We start from the raw sequence: 17,132 nt of genomic DNA on the forward strand, positions 1-17,132 counted from the left end.
ACTCCCACAAAGTTAAAGTAAATTTAATACATTAGGTTTATAACTGAATCTAATATAGCTTTAAACGTTTGACCCTCGAATATTATTACGAAAATAATACAATGAAGAACACCTTAGTGATTGATTTAGAAGCAGAAAAGCAGGAAATCCTTAAGCGGTACCGGGCACTCTTGCGTGCCTGTAAGCCAACCATGCAAAAGGGGGATAAAAAGGAGATCAGAAAGGCATTTGACATGGCACTGGAAAGCCATAAGGAGATGCGCAGGAAGTCTGGAGAACCTTATATCTATCATCCTATTGCAGTGGCACAGATCGCTGCCGAGGAGATCGGCCTGGGAACAACTTCAATTGTATGTGCCCTGCTGCATGATGTGGTGGAGGATACGGATATTACGCTGGAAGATATCGAAAGGGAATTTGGAAAGAAAACAGCTAAAATAATTGACGGCCTCACCAAGATCGCAGGTGTATTCGATTATAACAGCTCCCTTCAGGCGGAGAACTTCAGGAAGATGCTGCTCACCTTAGCTGACGACGTCAGGGTGATTCTGATCAAGCTGGCAGACCGGCTGCATAACATGCGGACGATGGATTTTATGCCAAGGCATAAACAACTCAAGATTGCTTCTGAAACGATATACCTGTATGCGCCACTGGCACACCGCCTGGGGCTGTATGCCATAAAATCGGAACTGGAAGATCTTTCCATGAAATACCTGGAACCTGATACCTACAAGTTCATCGCTACACAGCTCAATGAAAAAAAGGCGGAACGCACTTTATTCGTCAAACGTTTCGTAGATCCTATCAATGAAATATTAGCCGAACAGGGTTTTGTAGCCAATATCTACGGACGCCCTAAATCCATCCATTCGATATGGAATAAGATGAAGAAAAAGAATATTCCTTTTGAAGAGGTATATGACCTTTTTGCCATCAGGATCGTGCTGGACAGTTTGCCTGAAAATGAAAAAGCCGACTGCTGGAAGGCCTATTCCATTGTGACTGATCTTTACCGGCCAAACCCGGACCGTTTAAGGGACTGGGTATCATCACCAAAAGTAAACGGCTACGAGTCTCTCCATACCACGGTAATGGGTCCGAAAGGACAATGGGTAGAGGTACAGATCCGTACACAACGAATGAACGAGATTGCCGAGAAAGGATTTGCAGCGCATTGGAAATATAAAGAGTCAAGCAATGACAACGGTCTGGACCAATGGATCATGAAGGTGCGTGAGATGCTCAATAATCCTGAGGCCAACGCACTTGATTTCCTGGACGATTTCAAAATGAATCTCTTCTCAGATGAGATCTTCATCTTTACACCTAAGGGTGCCCTGATTCAGCTTCCTCTGGGAGCCACCGCACTGGATTTCGCTTTTGAGATCCATACTGACGTTGGCGCCAGGTGTATAGGTGCCAAGGTAAACCATAAACTGGTGCCGCTATCCTATAAATTGCAGAATGGCGACCAAGTGGAGATCATTACCTCCAGCAAGCAAACACCTAAAGAAGACTGGCTCAACATTGTAGTAACGGCAAAGGCCAAATCCAAAATAAAGTCTTCACTCAAAGAAGAAAAAAGAAAAATTGCTGAGGAAGGCAAAGAAACGCTTGAACGTAAACTGAAATCTTTAAAGATCACTTACAATACGGATAACCTGAATAAGCTGAGCTATTTTTTCAAGCTGGCTTCTACACAGGAACTGTTCATAGCAGTTGCCAACGGCAAGATTGAATTAAAAGACCTGAAAGAATACCTTGCAAGTGAGAAAGAAATTGAAAACAGAGGTACCGAAAGAAACGACGGTCAGCAGATCGAAGCGCTGCTGAGTAAAGTAAAGGGCCCTGAATCGGATATCTTACTCATAGGGGAAGACCTTCAGAAAATAGACTATACACTGGCTGCGTGCTGCAACCCGATACCGGGAGACGATGTATTTGGCTTTGTAACCGTAAGTGAAGGGATTAAAATCCACCGTACCAATTGTCCTAACGCCGCACAGCTAATGGCAAATTATGGTTACAGGGTGGTAAAGGCAAAATGGAACAAAGCCCAGGAATTAACTTTCCTTACCGGCTTACATATTGTAGGAATTGATGATGTAGGCCTGATCAATAATATTACAAAGGTTATTTCCAATGACTTTAAGGTGAATATGCGTTCTATCACCGTAGATACCGACAATGGTATATTTGACGGATCAATTATGATCTTTGTAAATGATAAAGAGCACCTTGACAACCTGATCAAAAATCTTTTGGAAGTGAAGGGCGTAACAGGGGTTACACGTTTCGATGCCTAAAAAATTGAATAAATCGTAAAGTTCTATTTAAAAATTGATACCTTTGAAAGGAGTTTTAAAACTATGTCTACACACCACAACAGCGAGTTGGTTAGAAAAATATTTGAAGCCTACCTCGAAAATAAAAGTCTGAGAAAAACGCCTGAGCGTTTTGCGATCTTAGAAGAAATATATTCCAGAGATGATCATTTTGATGTGGAAACACTCTACATCCATATGAAAAACCAGAAATACAGGGTCAGCAGAGCGACAGTGTACAATACCCTGGAGCTGCTTGTTTCATGCGATCTGGTGACCAAACATCAGTTTGGAAAAAATATGGCCCAGTTCGAAAAGTCATATGGTTACCATCAGCACGATCATATTATTTGTATCGATTGCGGAAAAGTAGTTGAATTTTGTGATCCGCGTATCCACCAGATTCAAACTATGGTGGGCGACCTGCTGAAATTTGATATCAAACATCATTCTTTAAATTTGTATGGCACTTGCTTTGACTGTTCGGCCAAAGCCACAATCAAACAGAAGGAAGAAATCAAGAATGCCAGTTAACCATTATGAGTTTACATTCATCAAAGTACTGATCGCTCATGATAGCCTGAAGACCGGTGAAAACTAATATTAACTTTGAAAAAACACAATTATAATCTTTTCTTAAATTAAAATAATGACGCAAGTAGACGTGCTTCTTGGCCTGCAATGGGGCGATGAGGGCAAGGGAAAAATTGTTGACGTTTTATGTCCGCAATATGATTTGATAGCTCGTTTTCAAGGCGGACCGAATGCCGGCCACACCTTAGAGTTTGATGGCAAAAAGTTCGTTTTAAATACTATTCCTTCTGGTATTTTTAACGAGAAAACCATGAATCTGATTGGTAATGGGGTGGTAATTGATCCCATCATTTTAAAAAGAGAATTAGATAACCTCAAAACAGCCGGCCACGATCCTGTTGCCAAAGGCAAACTGATGATCGCACGCAAGGCACATCTGATCCTGCCAACACACCAGTTACTGGACGCGGCAAATGAGCAGAAAATGGGTAAGGACAAGATTGGTTCTACACTTAAAGGAATAGGTCCAACCTATATGGATAAAACAGGGCGTAACGGTTTACGTGTTGGAGATACCACCCTGCCTGATTTTAAAGAGCGTTATACCAAACTGGTCACCAAACACAAAGAGTTGCTTTCTCATTATAATTTCGAGTATGACCTTGAAGAAAAAGAAGCAGCTTTCTTTGAAGCAGTGGAGTTCCTGAAAAGCATTCCACATGTCGACAGCGAGCATTTTGTAAATGGTTACCTGAAAGAAGGTAAAAAAGTACTGGCCGAAGGTGCACAGGGTACACTGCTGGATATTGACTTTGGTTCTTATCCTTTTGTAACTTCCTCAAACACCACAACTGCCGGTGCATGCACAGGACTGGGTATTGCCCCAAACAGGATCGGAAGTGTGGTAGGTATCTTTAAAGCTTATTGTACCCGTGTTGGAAGCGGCCCCTTCCCTACAGAACTGGAAGATGAAGTAGGTGAAAACCTGCGCCAGGTAGGGCATGAATTTGGTGCCACTACAGGAAGACCACGCCGCTGCGGCTGGATTGACCTTCCTGCATTAAAATATGCGATCATGCTCAATGGTGTTACCGAAATGGTAATGACCAAAGCTGATGTACTGAGCGGCTTTGATACGATCTATGCCTGTACACATTACGAACACAATGGCGAAACGATCGACTACATGCCTTACGATATCATTTCTATCAAACCAACTCCTGTTTTAAAGGCAATTGAAGGATGGAAAACGGATATCACTAAGATCACAAAGGTGGATGAAATTCCTGCCCAGCTGGCTCACTATATCGCCTTCCTGGAAAAGGAACTTGAAGTACCCGTAAAATATCTTTCTGTTGGCCCTGACAGGGTGCAAACATTGATTCTTCACTAGAATCTACTTCATTAAAAAAGGCGGCCGTGTGTGCCGCCTTTTTTTTATGCTCATTATTCCAGAGGCCAAATGAACACACAGGAATTAACCGTATTTAAACAAAAAGCTTTACAATGGGCAGGTCAGTTTGACGTTTGCTGCTGTTTAGACTCCAATGAATATACAGATCCTTATTCAAAATACGACTTTTTACTCGCGGCGGGCTCAAAACATCAGCTGAGCACCTCAGCCGGAAATGCATTTCAGGCCCTGAAAGAATTCCGTAACGCCCATCAGGAATGGATGTTCGGCATACTCAGTTATGATCTCAAAAATGAACTGGAAGATCTGCGCACAGCACATAAGGATACACTTGCATTTCCTGATCTGTTCTTCTTTGTGCCTGAATACCTCATCATGGTAAAAAATGGGCGCACGGAGGTTGTAACAGGAAATCCTGATTTACTGGAAACCATCAGCCGGATCAACTATCAGCCCGCAGAGACAGGCAGTATTCCGGCCATCGAACGAAGAATGGACAAAGCCACTTATATCACTAAGGTGGAGCAACTCAGAAAATCTATTGCAATGGGTGATATTTATGAGGTTACTTTTTGCCAGGAATTCTTTGCCGAAAATGCAGCGATCGATCCCTATCAGGTTTACCTGAACTTAAACCAGGTATCTCCTACTCCATTTTCGGGTTTCTTTAAACTTGCCGGTAAATATATTCTCTCGGCCAGTCCTGAGCGGTTTTTATGTAAGAGAGGGGATCAACTATTTTCGCAACCGATAAAAGGTACAGCAAAACGGAGTAAGAACGGCGTGGAAGATCAGCTTATCAAGTCAGCCCTGGCGAATAACAGTAAAGAGAGGGCCGAGAATGTGATGATCGTAGACCTTGTGAGGAATGACCTGACCAAAAGCGCGGTAAAGGGTTCAGTAAAAGTAGAAGAGCTGTTTGGTATTTACACCTTTCCGCAGGTGCATCAGATGATCTCGACCATCAGCTGCACGATAGATCCGTGTATACACGTGGTAGAGGCTATAAAAAACACATTCCCCGCCGGATCTATGACAGGGGCACCCAAACTGCGCGCAATGGAACTGATCGAAGAAACGGAATACAGCAGGCGTGGTGTGTATTCAGGCGCATTCGGTTATTTTGATCCCAATGATGATTTTGATTTCAATGTGGTGATCCGCAGTATACTTTACGACAAGACCAGTAAATATTTATCGTTCCAGGTTGGGGGTGCCATCACGTATGCATCCTCGGCAGAAGCGGAATATGAAGAATGCCTGCTAAAGGCTTCAGCAATCATTAAAACGCTGAAAGGGTCAGTTACCTGACCCTTCATCATGAATTAATGTATAGTATATATAAACCGGCTGATAATTAATTGACCGGTTTTCCTGTAGCGGAGTTAAAATATTTTTGCGCTTCCGGAAGGTCCTTCTGGATCTGTGCGATCCGGGTGGCATCAGCAGGATGGGTACTTAAAAATTCCGGTTGTTTTTGTCCACCCTGGCTAACCGCAGCCATCCGCTGCCAGAAGCCCACTGCAGTAGAAGGATTATACCCGGCCATCGACATAAAGATCAAACCTAAATGATCTGCCTCCAGCTCCTGTGTTCTGGAATTGGGCAGCAGATAAAGTCCCTGCGCACCTATGCCATAGACCTGGTTGATCACCCCCTGCGTTACTGACGACTGACCTCCTGTTGCTGCGCCTAACAGTCCGCCCAGGCCTTGTGCCACAGCAGCTTTAGATGCCCTTTCAGAAGAGTGATGGGCAACAGCATGCGCAATCTCATGCCCCATTACTGTTGCCAGTCCTGAATCGTCTTTAGTAACCGGTAAAATTCCAGAATAGACAGCTACTTTACCTCCCGGCATACACCAGGCATTTACTTCTTTACTGTCAATCAGGTTAAACTCCCATTTGAAGCCCTCAATCTGCGAGGCATACCCGTTTGCATTCATATACTTCGTAACAGCCGCAGCTATTCTCTGACCAACCTGCCTGATCCTGGCTGCGTCGGCATTATTTAAAACTTTAGTTTCAGGAGCTTTTAAAAGCGTAGAGTAACTCTGTGCAGCGGCAGTCTGCATTTCACTTTCATTCACAAAACTTATCCTGTTTCTCCCTGAAAGCGGTACGGTAGAGCAACCGTAATTCAGCAATATTACCGAGGCAATACCTGTTAGTAGTAACTTCTTCATCAGTATTTATTTAGTTAGTTTTTCTTTTAAACAGATATACTTTTGATTCCTTGCCTTTAAGTAACCGCTCCAGGTTCTTCTGATGGGTTACCAGAATGAGTATACATACACACATGCTGTATAATACCTCAGACTTGATCGTGGAGTGCAGTACAAAAACAATTCCCAGCGGGAAAGTAAACCCTGCACATATGGATCCTAGTGAGACATATTTCGTTACCAGTAAGATCACCACAAAAACAAGAACGCAAAGCATAGCTGCCGGGAAATTAACTGCTAAAATCATTCCAAAAAGTGTAGCCACGCCTTTACCGCCCCTAAACCCGGCAAATATTGGAAACAGGTGCCCCATTACAGCAGTTACGCCAAGAGCAAGTTCGTAATTCACAAATTGTGAGGAGTTATGCGGCCCGGTCACCGAAAGGCCAATAAAATAGGCCAGTTTGGTGGCAGTATACCCTTTGGCAATGTCAATCGTCATCACCGCGATCCCGGCCTTTTTACCCAATACCCGAAAGGTATTGGTAGCGCCCGCATTTCCGCTGCCGTATTCCCTGACATCGATACCATAAAAAGCTTGTCCTATCCACACTGCAGTAGGAATGGAACCACAGAGGTAAGCTAAAATAACTGCAGAAATAGAAAAGATAGATATCATACCCCTAATAGGCTTTTAAACTCATGTCTAAACTTTTAACCGAGTGGGTGACTGCACCCATTGAAATGTAATTAACCCCGCAATCTGCATACCCTGTTATATTTTCTTCCGTAATGCCTCCTGAAGCTTCTGTGATATAGCGGTGGTCTATCAGTTCTACAGCCTTTCTCAAGTCGCTAAAATTAAAATTATCCAGCATGATCCTGTTTACCATCCCTTTTTCAAGTACCTGCCCAAGTTCCTCGAGGTTTCTCACTTCGATTTCAATCTCCAGTTGCTTTCCTTTATCGGCAAGATACTTATTGGCAGAGCTGATCGCATTTGCTATCCCTCCTGCATAATCCACATGATTGTCCTTAATCAGGATCATATCATACAGGCCTATCCGGTGATTGACACCTCCGCCAATTCTGACAGCCCATTTTTCCAGGTACCTTAATCCCGGTGTGGTTTTACGTGTATCCAGTAGTTTTGTCTGATATGAACTGAGCAGTTTTACAATCCTGTTTGTTTTTGTCGCAATTCCACTCATCCGCTGCATACAATTCAATACTAACCTCTCGGCAAGCAGGATTGAATGCGTGCTGCCTTCAACAGTGAAGGCGATATCGCCGTAGACCGCTGCATCACCGTCATTCATAAAAATTGCTGTTTGCAAACCCGGATCTATCTGGTTAAAAATTTCGATTGCAAGTTCAACACCGGCAAGAATACCATCTTCCTTGACCAATAATTTTGCTTTGCCTTTTGCGCCGGCAAGAATGGTTGAAAGTGAGGTATGATCCCCATCACCCAGATCTTCGGCGATGGCATTTTTTATAAACAGGTCTATTAATTTCTTATCCAAAACATGTATTTTAGATCAAAAATAGCATTTTTAACATAAATTAATGTTATTATTTATCGGGTTCAACCCTTAATTCCGTGATAAAAAAGGTATTGGCTGTTTTTTTTAATGTAATAGCAACCCTGAATTTCCCGTTTTTGGTATTCAGTGCCAGGATGCCAAACCTGTAATTTGGATTAGTGTTGATCAAATGAATAACCGCGGAACTGACAGGCGGGTTTTTGGTAAAAAATTCTCTTATAATCTGTTCTGCCTGTGCTTTTGGGTAGACATCTTCTTCTTCATTTATCGATAATTCAACCGATGAAGAGAAATTTTTGCTGATCTCTTTTGAATTCGCAGACTTGAATAATCCCGATAATGTGTCTACGATATCGCCCTGAAAGGCCATAGCATAGAATATATGCGTAAATAAAATCAGTGCCGGAAGTAATGGTTTCATCATACTCTAAAGATAACAAATAATTCGGACACAAATTATGCCATTAGCAGATCAAAAAATGCAATTAGATTATTGATCAAACTTCAATAGGCCTATATTTGTTAGGTTTTAAAAACCAGCGAAATAACAACACTATTCAAATGGACAATAAAAAAGTGATGCTCCTCATTCTTGACGGATGGGGCTACGGAAAACAGGACAATTCTGATGCAGCGTATGCGGCCAATACACCTTTCTTTGATTCTTTACTTAAACAATATCCAAATTCAAAACTCGAAGCCTCAGGAGAAGCAGTAGGGCTGCCTGCAGGACAGATGGGGAATTCTGAAGTTGGACACATGAACCTGGGTGCAGGCAGAGTGGTTTACCAGGAGCTCGGACGGATCAATAAAGCAATCAGTGACGGATCCATCAAAACAAATAAAACGCTGGTTGATGCATTCGACTATGCAAAAAACAACAATAAAGCTGTCCATTTTATCGGCCTGGTTTCTGACGGCGGCGTGCATGCCCATATCAACCATTTAAAAGGATTATGTGATGCGGCAAATGAAAAAGGTTTAAAGGATGTTTTTGTTCATGCCTTTTTAGACGGCAGGGATACCGATCCGAATTCCGGACTCGGCTTCATCAAAGACCTTGATCAGCACCTGAAAACATCCACAGGGAAGATTGCCAGTCTGATCGGCCGTTACTATGCGATGGACAGGGATTCGCGCTGGGAACGCGTAAAACAGGCATATGACCTGATGACCAAAGGGATTGGCGAATATGCGCAGGATGCAGTTACAGCTATTGAAAAATCGTATGCTGAAGGTGTTACTGATGAATTCATCAAGCCCATTGTACTTACAGAAAATGATGGTAAGGCTATTGCTACGATTCAACCTGATGATGTGGTGATCTGTTTCAATTACAGAACTGACAGAGGCAGAGAAATCACTGCTGTACTTACCCAAAATGATTATCCCGACTTTGACATGCATAAGCTGCCGTTATATTATGTGACTATGACCAGCTATGATGAGAATTTTGAAAATGTAAAGGTAATCTTCACTAAGGATGACCTGACTGAAACTCTCGGAGAGATCCTGGAGAGAAATCATAAAAATCAGATCCGTATTGCGGAAACAGAAAAATACCCGCATGTTACTTTCTTCTTTTCAGGCGGCAGGGAGCAGGCTTTTGAGAATGAGAAAAGAATTATGATTCCTTCCCCAAAAGTAGCCACTTATGACCTTCAGCCGGAAATGAGCGCCCAAGGTATTACTGATGCCATTACCAAAGAGATTGAATCTGGCTGGGCAGATTTTATCTGTCTTAACTTTGCAAACCCTGATATGGTTGGCCATACAGGTGTATTTGAAGCGGTAGTGAAAGCGGTAGAAACTGCAGACCGTTGTGCCGAAGCGGTGGTGAAAAAAGGACTTGAAAACGGGTACGCTTTTATCATACTGGCAGATCACGGAAATTCAGAATTCATGATAAACAATGATGGTTCTGCCAATACAGCACATACCACCAATCTGGTTCCGTGTATTTTGGCCGGCACTGAATATACCAGCATTGCTGATGGTAAACTTGGAGATGTAGCACCGACTATCCTTACCATCATGGGTATTGAAAAACCTGCAATCATGACAGGAAATTCATTGGTATAATGAGGGATAACAAATTCCTTTTATTGATCGTATTGTTATTTGGGGCCTGTAATTCTGCAGCCCCAAAAAAACAAACGTCAGCATTGCAGTATTTTGATCTGAAAGGTTATATGGAAAAGGAAGTTAAACGCCTGAAACAAATGAACCCGGAGATCGATAAAACAGTCATGGTAAACAATGCGGAAGAGCACAGGAAACTAAAGATTACTGACTGGCAAAAGGAATTGTCAGCATTCTCGGATGCAGACATCAATAAATCTGCCTGGGAGGAATTGTTTAAATTGCATAAAGCTAAAGACTCCGAGACTTATCTTTCTGACAACGATAAGGTACCTGTAAAATCACTGGTCGTGGAGTACAGGAACGGCCGGATCTATAAGATCGAGGTATTGAACAGCAACTCAAATACCCTGTATACATCGAACGACACGCTTTCCTATTTTCCGGACAGCTTGTACGAGATCAGGAAAACACAGCACATCAGATTGCTGAACGGGAAGAATTACAGGATTACCGGAAGATTTCATTAGTTATCCAATTATTTTGATTTTTAACCAAAATAAATTAAACTGTAACTTTACGTAAATTTAATTTTTAATTAAAGCCTTTTTTGTGTTAATTTTGATTTATAAATTAACTAGCAAGGTATGGAAAATCAAAATTCAAGTATCAGATTATTTCAGCTCATTAAAAATAAAACAAATGAACAGACTGCCCTAGATGCAATCCAGGTTTTTCAACATGCGATTAAAGAAGAAGTAAAAAGTGAGACTGCTGTCAAATTTGAAGAGGCAAAGATTGAGCAATCTGACAAATTCAATGTATTAACGGTAAGGATCGGTTACGTAAAAACTGAATTGACTGAAAAAATAAGCAATTTAAAAGTTGAGCTGACTGAAAGAATAAGTGATGTAAAAACGGAACTGAACGATGTAAAATTTGATCTGATAGACAGGATCAATTTCTCTAAAATTCAAACGATACTCTGGATTGTTAGAATGACCATTGTACAACTCCTTGCGCGCTATTTCTTTAAATAGGTACTGTATCCGGACTGTTATTGGTCGATGCAAAACCTGTATCTGGCCGTATTAGCTTCATATATGGCCCGTACCATGCATATGGCAGCTATACCCCATCGATACTGCAACTACACGTTAAGGGTATAGTTGCAGTATTAATGTCGTACAGTTAGGATATTTATCGATATACATGGTACGGACAAGACCCGGTCAAACTAAGACAAAGACAGGGCTTGTACAAACACCATACACAATCGTATATATTTAACAATAAGTTTATTTCAAACTTGAGATCTGCGCTTTCACATAATCGATCAGCGAGATGATATCCTTACGCAAAGGCTGAACGATCAGCACTTTCTGAAAATCAGCAATTGAGCTGTTAAAGATCGCTATGCAGGCTTCCTTATCCGCTTTTTTCTTAATTTTATAGGATTTATAAATCGCATAATCCTTATAAGCCAGCCCTCTGTTCTGTAATAACTGGGTATCTTCCTCCCCATTGATCTCTATGGCTTTGCTGAAATCTTTAATCGCAGACAGGTAAAATGTCTCACGCATCTGGTTTAAAGATTCTTTAGGATCGTTTGCAACATTCTGTCTGGCTTTGCCACGGTAATAGTAAGCAGAATAGTCCGACGGCTTAATGGTAATCAACCTGCTGTACGTTTCAATAGAGCTTTCGAAATTGCCACATTGAAAATAAGAATATCCCAGCATCTTTAATATACTTGGGTTGTTCGGACTTTTGGAATCGGCTTTTTCCAACTGGGCCACAGCCCCTTTGTAATCGCCTTTCATCATTGCCTGCATCCCTAATTTATCATAACTTCCGCTTTGGGCAAAACTGACTTGAGCATAAACAATAAAAAATAGTACAAGCGTTCTTTTAATGTAATTCATCAAATTTCTTTTAATAAAGAATAAAGATATAAAATCATAGACTAAGTAGCTAAAATTAAAATATCATTTATAAATATTCAATGGGTAAACGCTCAAAAAGATAAAATATGATAGGCGCGACAATTAATTTTTTAATTCCTGCCTTTTTAACAGACAAAAGCCGATATTGACTCTTTGGCATAGGAGTTGAAATTATAGCAAACTATATATAATTATTATTTTTTGAAACGGCATACTGTCAGATTGTCGTTTTTTATTTAGAAAGGCCTATTTAATGAGTATAAAAGATCAGTTTGATTTTGGCAACGCACTACCCATCATAAATGAAGATACGGAATTTTTTCCATTAATGTCCCAACAAGATGAAGATGAGATGAATAACGAGGAAACCCCTGATATTTTAGCAATTCTTCCGCTTCGAAATACAGTCTTATTTCCCGGTGTTGTCATTCCGATTACCGTGGGCAGAGATAAATCCATTAAACTAATAAAAGAAGCCTACAAGGGTGATAAAATTATTGGTGTAGTATCTCAACTGGATGTTTCTATTGAAGATCCGACCTTCGAGCAGTTAAATAAAGTGGGTACAGTGGCCCATATTATCAAGATGCTCCAGATGCCTGATGGCAACACTACAGTGATCATCCAGGGAAAGCAGCGCTTCCGCCTCATTGAAGAGGTTCAGTCTGAGCCCTACATTAAAGTTACGATCAGTAAGTTCAATGAAAGCAAACATAAAACAGATAAGGAATTTAAAGCACTGGTAGCCTCTATTAGGGAAATGTCCTCACAGATCATACAATTGTCGCCCAATATCCCAAGTGAGGCAGCAATGGCCCTTAAAAATATTGAAAGTACCTCTTTCCTGATCAATTTCATCTCCTCTAACATGAACGCAGATGTAAAAGATAAGCAGAAGATGCTTGAAATGGAAAATTTGAGGCAAAGGGCCATGATGGTGATGGAATTGCTTACACTCGAACTGCAGATGCTGGAATTGAAAAACCAGATACAGTCAAAAGTACGTACCGATCTCGATAAACAGCAAAGGGATTATTTCCTGAACCAGCAGCTTAAAACCATCCAGGAAGAACTTGGGGGAAACTCCTCAGACCTTGAATATGAAGCTCTGGAAACCCGTGCCAAAAAGAAAAAATGGTCTGTACAGGTAAAAGCCCATTTCAGTAAGGAACTGGAAAAACTGGGAAGGATGAACCCTGCCGCACCGGATTACTCGGTTCAGATCAATTATCTTGAGCTCTTGCTTGACCTTCCGTGGAACGATTTTACCAAAGATAACTTTGACTTAAAACGTGCCCAAAAAGTATTGGATAAAGACCATTTCGGATTAGATAAGGTAAAACAGCGTATAATAGAATATTTAGCCGTTCTGAAATTGAAGCGGGACATGAAAGCACCGATAATCTGCTTGGTTGGCCCTCCTGGAGTTGGTAAAACATCCCTGGGTAAATCAATTGCCAAAGCACTGAACAGGAAATATGTTCGTATGGCTTTAGGCGGGATCAGGGATGAAGCCGAAATCCGCGGACACAGAAAAACATATATTGGCGCAATGCCGGGACGTATCATCCAGTCGATTAAAAAGGCCGGTGCGGCAAATCCCGTGTTTGTTCTGGATGAAATTGATAAAGTGGGTTCAGATTTCAGGGGAGATCCCTCTTCTGCCCTTTTGGAAGTTCTTGATCCCGAACAGAACAACGCATTTAATGACCATTATGTGGAAACGGATTACGACCTTTCTAACGTATTGTTCATCGCTACCGCCAACTCTCTGAGCAATATTCAACCGGCTCTGCTGGACCGTATGGAGATCATTGAAGTGAACGGTTACACCGTCGAAGAAAAGATAGAGATCGCAAAAAAATACCTGCTGCCAAAACAAAAGGAACAGCATGGTATCAAAACCAAAGACATTGTATTAAAAAACAGCCTGATTGAAAAGGTAATCGAAGATTACACCCGCGAATCCGGTGTAAGGGGATTAGAAAAGAAAATTGGCTCACTGGTGCGCGGAATCGCAACAAAAATTGCCATGGAAGAAACCTACGAGGTAACCCTTACCCTGGAGGATGTAGAGCGTATTTTGGGTGCTCCTATATATGACAAAGACCTGTATGAAGGCAATGAAGTGGCAGGTGTGGTTACCGGACTGGCCTGGACACAGGTTGGAGGTGATATTCTGTTTATCGAAGCCAGCCTTAGCCCCGGAAAAGGAAAATTAACGCTGACCGGTAACCTTGGTGATGTAATGAAAGAATCTGCCGTAATTGCACTGGCTTACCTCAGGGCACATGCAGCTGCATTCAATATCGACAACCAGTTGTTTGACCTGTGGGATATCCATGTACACGTTCCCGCCGGAGCAACGCCAAAAGATGGCCCTTCTGCAGGCATAACCATGCTTACCGCATTAACTTCTGCTTTTACCCAGCGTAAGGTAAAATCCAACCTGGCCATGACAGGCGAGATCACACTGCGCGGTAAAGTTTTACCTGTAGGCGGAATCAAAGAAAAGATACTTGCCGCAAAAAGAGCGAATATCAAAGATATCATCCTATGCAAATCTAACCGTAAGGATATCCTTGAGATCAAAGAAAGTTATATTAAGGACCTCAACTTTCACTATGTTACTGAGATGAAAGAAGTGATAGACCTGGCGCTGACTAAGGATAAGGTTAAAGATCCACAGGATCTGAGTATTAAACTTAAACCCTCAGCAAACTAATTGCACAGATAAATTTTAACTCATATCTTTAAAGCTCCGGAATAACCGGGGCTTTTTTTTGAATTTATATGAAATACACCGGTTATTCGTTCCTGCTGTTCCTGTTATTATTATCAACCCTTGCCAATGCTCAAACCTACAAAAATGAATTAGGCCTCAGGAGCGACAACGATTCTTACCTCGGGCAGGGTTCCGACCGCTATTATACCAATGGTCTGTTCTTTAATTTCCGTCATGCACTGGATCAGCAAAAGCTGCCGCAAAACCTGGAAAAGAAAACTTACGAGATCTCGCTCGGACAAAAGATGTTCAATCCGTATTCGGGATATGCCCCTGACCCGGCCACACAGGACCGCCCATTTGCCGGATATCTGTATGTTGAGGGAGCAATGAACTGGTTCTACAGCAATGAAAGCATTATTAAAGCCAGTGCCCAGATCGGTACTACCGGAAAAAACTCCCTGGGCGAAGCAGGCCAGAAATTATTACATAGGGCCATTGGCTTCTATGATATCGAGGGCTGGGACTACCAAATAAAAAATGAACTGGCCCTGAACCTTTCCGGGCAATACTCAAAATTACTGACGCGCATAGCGGATAATGCCGTAGAATTCTCTTTTGAAGGATATGCTAACCTGGGAACCACCCTTACCGGGGCAGGCGCAGGATTACTTTTCAGAACGGGTAGCCTGAACCAGCTCTTCAATTCTGCTTATACCAACTCGGTTATCGGCAATCATGCCAAAACAAAAGCACTGGTGAAGAGAGAGATCTTCTTTTATGCCAAACCGCAGCTAAACTTTGTGGGATATGATGCCACTATACAGGGAAGTCTGTTTAACAATAACAGCCCTGTAACCTTTGGCCGGGAACCCTTAGTATTTGCGCAGCAGCTGGGTGTGGATTACAGCTCGCAGCGTTTCACATTTGATTTTAGTGTACTCTTTAAAACCAGGGAGATCAAAAGTACAGCGAGGGCCCATCAGTGGGGATCAATTGGCCTGTATTACAGGTTCGACAAATAACTTTGATGATACACCGGGCTACGCATCAAGCCCGGGCCGCTTCCGGCTCTCCTTCTTGAGGGCAATTGATTTTTTATCACTTTTCCTTTTCATGATCACACTGCGGGGTGTGCGGGTGGGCTTTCTTAATTTATCTACGTGAAGAGCGGATGTTAAGAGTGCGATTAGTTTATCCACCGTATTTTCCTTGTTCACCAGCTGACTGCGGTCATCCTGGGAAACCACATGCAGGTTACCTTCCTGGTCCAGCCGGTGCGCCAGCCGCGCAGCTAACAATTGCCTTTCTTCAGGGCTGAAGAACTCAGCCGCTTCAATATTCATTATCAGCTCTACTTTGCTGGATACCTTGTTCACATTCTGCCCGCCCTTACCTCCGCTTCGCGAAGTTTTAAAGGATACAGCTTTAACAAGGTCTTTTCTATCTGGTAACATCAGGCAAAAATAATTCTTTTCAGGAATAAATGTGAAACAAAATACTGGCAGGCACCCCCGTCTGCAGGACCTGAAAGCAAAACCTCATAAATAATCTGAATAATGTTTCAAAAAATCGCCAAAAGACTAACTTTGCGGCATATGAGAAAAAATCTGGTTGTGGCTATTGATGGTTATTCTTCCTGCGGCAAAAGTACATTGGCAAAGGCACTCGCTAAGAAATTAGGTTTTATTTATATCGATAGCGGCGCAATGTACCGTGCAGTAACCTTATATTTTATCCGCAACCATGTCAATGCAAATGACCATGACGCCGTGACCGATGCATTACAGCATATAGAACTGAACTTTCATTCGAGGGATTATGAGTCGCACATTACCCTGAACGGTGAAGAGGTATCAGAAGAAATCAGAAAGATGCCTGTCTCTGAAAATGTAAGCGAAGTTTCTGCCATTAAAGAAGTTCGCAAGGAAATGGTAAGACAACAGCAGCGGATGGGTAAATCTAAAAATATTGTAATGGACGGACGGGATATCGGCACTACTGTATTTGAAGATGCACAGGTAAAGTTCTTTATGACGGCCGATCCAAAGATCAGGGCAGAGCGGAGATTTAAGGAATTACAAAGCAAGGGCGATACGGAAACTTCGCTGGAGGATGTGTTTGAAAACCTCGCACACCGCGATTATGCAGACACTACCCGGAAGGAAAGCCCGCTGGTGCGTGCCGAAGATGCGATTATCCTTGACAACACTGATATTACGCCGGAAGAACAACTGGAATTTGCGCTGAACAAGGTTACGCCCCATTTACACCAGCCGGATTAAGCACCAAACCAGAAGGCAAAATCTGCACCTATTGTCATTTGAATTCAAGCTTTATACCCACAAGCAGTTCAAAATCAACAACATTTATTAAAAAATTCTTTCATTAAA

Annotated in this window: 16 protein-coding genes; 10 read left to right on the forward strand and 6 right to left on the reverse strand. The window is 42.1% G+C overall.

Annotation, left to right across the window (positions count from 1 at the left end):
* The first annotated feature begins 101 nt into the window (after positions 1 to 101).
* The 4 genes from BLW16_RS03255 (at position 102) to BLW16_RS03270 (ending at position 5,586) form a co-directional block, all read left to right on the forward strand.
* Positions 102 to 2,309 carry a RelA/SpoT family protein gene (locus BLW16_RS03255; protein ID WP_090555092.1) on the forward strand — a complete coding sequence of 736 codons (2,208 nt, stop codon included), beginning with the start codon at positions 102 to 104 and terminating at the stop codon, positions 2,307 to 2,309.
* A gap of 63 nt (positions 2,310 to 2,372) precedes the next feature.
* A complete protein-coding gene (locus tag BLW16_RS03260) occupies positions 2,373 to 2,861 on the forward strand; it encodes a Fur family transcriptional regulator (RefSeq protein ID WP_090555093.1) in 489 nt (162 codons plus the stop codon).
* A gap of 115 nt (positions 2,862 to 2,976) precedes the next feature.
* Complete coding sequence (locus tag BLW16_RS03265; RefSeq protein ID WP_090555094.1) at positions 2,977 to 4,254, forward strand: adenylosuccinate synthase; 1,278 nt, start codon at positions 2,977 to 2,979, stop codon at positions 4,252 to 4,254.
* A 69-nt stretch (positions 4,255 to 4,323) separates the two neighbouring features.
* Positions 4,324 to 5,586, forward strand: coding sequence for an anthranilate synthase component I family protein (locus BLW16_RS03270; protein ID WP_090555095.1), 1,263 nt, complete (start codon positions 4,324 to 4,326; stop codon positions 5,584 to 5,586).
* 46 nt (positions 5,587 to 5,632) lie between these two features.
* Here the strand turns inward: BLW16_RS03270 and BLW16_RS03275 are convergent, their stop codons facing one another.
* From BLW16_RS03275 to BLW16_RS03290, 4 genes are read right to left on the reverse strand one after another with little or no spacing between them, the layout of a single operon-like run.
* A complete protein-coding gene (locus BLW16_RS03275) occupies positions 5,633 to 6,460 on the reverse strand; it encodes a M48 family metallopeptidase (RefSeq protein WP_090555096.1) in 828 nt (275 codons plus the stop codon).
* A 10-nt stretch (positions 6,461 to 6,470) separates the two neighbouring features.
* Positions 6,471 to 7,118, reverse strand: a complete 648-nt coding sequence (gene plsY, locus BLW16_RS03280) for a glycerol-3-phosphate 1-O-acyltransferase PlsY (RefSeq protein WP_090555097.1) — start codon at positions 7,116 to 7,118, stop codon at positions 6,471 to 6,473.
* Positions 7,119 to 7,122: 4 nt separating this feature from the next.
* Complete coding sequence (nadC, locus tag BLW16_RS03285; protein WP_090555098.1) at positions 7,123 to 7,965, reverse strand: carboxylating nicotinate-nucleotide diphosphorylase; 843 nt, start codon at positions 7,963 to 7,965, stop codon at positions 7,123 to 7,125.
* Between the two features lie 49 nt (positions 7,966 to 8,014).
* Positions 8,015 to 8,410, reverse strand: a complete 396-nt coding sequence (locus BLW16_RS03290) for a DUF4783 domain-containing protein (RefSeq protein ID WP_245735110.1) — start codon at positions 8,408 to 8,410, stop codon at positions 8,015 to 8,017.
* 137 nt (positions 8,411 to 8,547) lie between these two features.
* On the opposite strand from BLW16_RS03290, the gene gpmI reads away from it, so the two are divergent.
* The 3 genes from gpmI to BLW16_RS03305 all read left to right on the forward strand — a co-directional run bounded on the left by gpmI (position 8,548) and on the right by BLW16_RS03305 (position 11,108).
* A complete protein-coding gene (gpmI, locus tag BLW16_RS03295) occupies positions 8,548 to 10,068 on the forward strand; it encodes a 2,3-bisphosphoglycerate-independent phosphoglycerate mutase (RefSeq protein ID WP_090555104.1) in 1,521 nt (506 codons plus the stop codon).
* A complete protein-coding gene (locus BLW16_RS03300; RefSeq protein ID WP_090555106.1) occupies positions 10,068 to 10,598 on the forward strand; it encodes a hypothetical protein in 531 nt (176 codons plus the stop codon). Before gpmI ends, BLW16_RS03300 begins: the two co-directional genes overlap by 1 nt.
* 117 nt (positions 10,599 to 10,715) lie before the next feature.
* The gene (locus BLW16_RS03305) at positions 10,716 to 11,108 is read left to right on the forward strand and encodes a hypothetical protein (protein WP_090555108.1); all 393 of its coding nucleotides are present in this window, start codon (positions 10,716 to 10,718) and stop codon (positions 11,106 to 11,108) included.
* 258 nt (positions 11,109 to 11,366) lie between these two features.
* Here BLW16_RS03305 and BLW16_RS03310 read toward each other — a convergent pair whose 3' ends face one another.
* Entirely contained in the window at positions 11,367 to 11,993 is a 627-nt protein-coding gene (locus BLW16_RS03310; protein ID WP_090555110.1) for a tetratricopeptide repeat protein, read from the reverse strand.
* A 274-nt stretch (positions 11,994 to 12,267) separates the two neighbouring features.
* Here BLW16_RS03310 and lon point away from each other — a divergent pair, with 274 nt between their 5' ends.
* Positions 12,268 to 14,739 (forward strand): endopeptidase La, encoded by a 2,472-nt coding sequence (gene lon, locus BLW16_RS03315; RefSeq protein WP_090555112.1) that lies wholly within the window; start codon positions 12,268 to 12,270, stop codon positions 14,737 to 14,739.
* A 68-nt stretch (positions 14,740 to 14,807) separates the two neighbouring features.
* Entirely contained in the window at positions 14,808 to 15,764 is a 957-nt protein-coding gene (locus BLW16_RS03320; RefSeq protein WP_090555114.1) for a lipid A deacylase LpxR family protein, read from the forward strand.
* An 18-nt stretch (positions 15,765 to 15,782) separates the two neighbouring features.
* Here BLW16_RS03320 and BLW16_RS03325 read toward each other — a convergent pair whose 3' ends face one another.
* Entirely contained in the window at positions 15,783 to 16,196 is a 414-nt protein-coding gene (locus BLW16_RS03325; RefSeq protein ID WP_090555117.1) for a peptide chain release factor-like protein, read from the reverse strand.
* A 141-nt stretch (positions 16,197 to 16,337) separates the two neighbouring features.
* On the opposite strand from BLW16_RS03325, the gene cmk reads away from it, so the two are divergent.
* Positions 16,338 to 17,024, forward strand: a complete 687-nt coding sequence (gene cmk, locus BLW16_RS03330; RefSeq protein WP_090555119.1) for a (d)CMP kinase — start codon at positions 16,338 to 16,340, stop codon at positions 17,022 to 17,024.
* The last annotated feature ends 108 nt before the right edge of the window (positions 17,025 to 17,132 follow it).

The sequence above is a fragment of the Pedobacter hartonius genome (genome assembly GCF_900107535.1).
GTDB classification, from domain to species: Bacteria; Bacteroidota; Bacteroidia; order Sphingobacteriales; family Sphingobacteriaceae; genus Pedobacter; species Pedobacter hartonius.

Bases quoted from the DNA above. Each gene is read 5' to 3' on its own strand.
- BLW16_RS03255 (WP_090555092.1), top strand. From the start codon at position 102: ATGAAGAACACCTTAGTGATTGATTTAGAAGCAGAAAAGCAGGAAATC.
- BLW16_RS03260 (WP_090555093.1), top strand. From the start codon at position 2,373: ATGTCTACACACCACAACAGCGAGTTGGTTAGAAAAATATTTGAAGCC.
- BLW16_RS03265 (WP_090555094.1), top strand. From the start codon at position 2,977: ATGACGCAAGTAGACGTGCTTCTTGGCCTGCAATGGGGCGATGAGGGC.
- BLW16_RS03270 (WP_090555095.1), top strand. From the start codon at position 4,324: ATGAACACACAGGAATTAACCGTATTTAAACAAAAAGCTTTACAATGG.
- BLW16_RS03275 (WP_090555096.1), bottom strand. From the start codon at position 6,460: ATGAAGAAGTTACTACTAACAGGTATTGCCTCGGTAATATTGCTGAAT.
- plsY (WP_090555097.1), bottom strand. From the start codon at position 7,118: ATGATATCTATCTTTTCTATTTCTGCAGTTATTTTAGCTTACCTCTGT.
- BLW16_RS03290 (WP_245735110.1), bottom strand. From the start codon at position 8,410: ATGATGAAACCATTACTTCCGGCACTGATTTTATTTACGCATATATTC.
- gpmI (WP_090555104.1), top strand. From the start codon at position 8,548: ATGGACAATAAAAAAGTGATGCTCCTCATTCTTGACGGATGGGGCTAC.
- BLW16_RS03300 (WP_090555106.1), top strand. From the start codon at position 10,068: ATGAGGGATAACAAATTCCTTTTATTGATCGTATTGTTATTTGGGGCC.
- BLW16_RS03305 (WP_090555108.1), top strand. From the start codon at position 10,716: ATGGAAAATCAAAATTCAAGTATCAGATTATTTCAGCTCATTAAAAAT.
- BLW16_RS03310 (WP_090555110.1), bottom strand. From the start codon at position 11,993: ATGAATTACATTAAAAGAACGCTTGTACTATTTTTTATTGTTTATGCT.
- lon (WP_090555112.1), top strand. From the start codon at position 12,268: ATGAGTATAAAAGATCAGTTTGATTTTGGCAACGCACTACCCATCATA.
- BLW16_RS03320 (WP_090555114.1), top strand. From the start codon at position 14,808: ATGAAATACACCGGTTATTCGTTCCTGCTGTTCCTGTTATTATTATCA.
- BLW16_RS03325 (WP_090555117.1), bottom strand. From the start codon at position 16,196: ATGTTACCAGATAGAAAAGACCTTGTTAAAGCTGTATCCTTTAAAACT.
- cmk (WP_090555119.1), top strand. From the start codon at position 16,338: ATGAGAAAAAATCTGGTTGTGGCTATTGATGGTTATTCTTCCTGCGGC.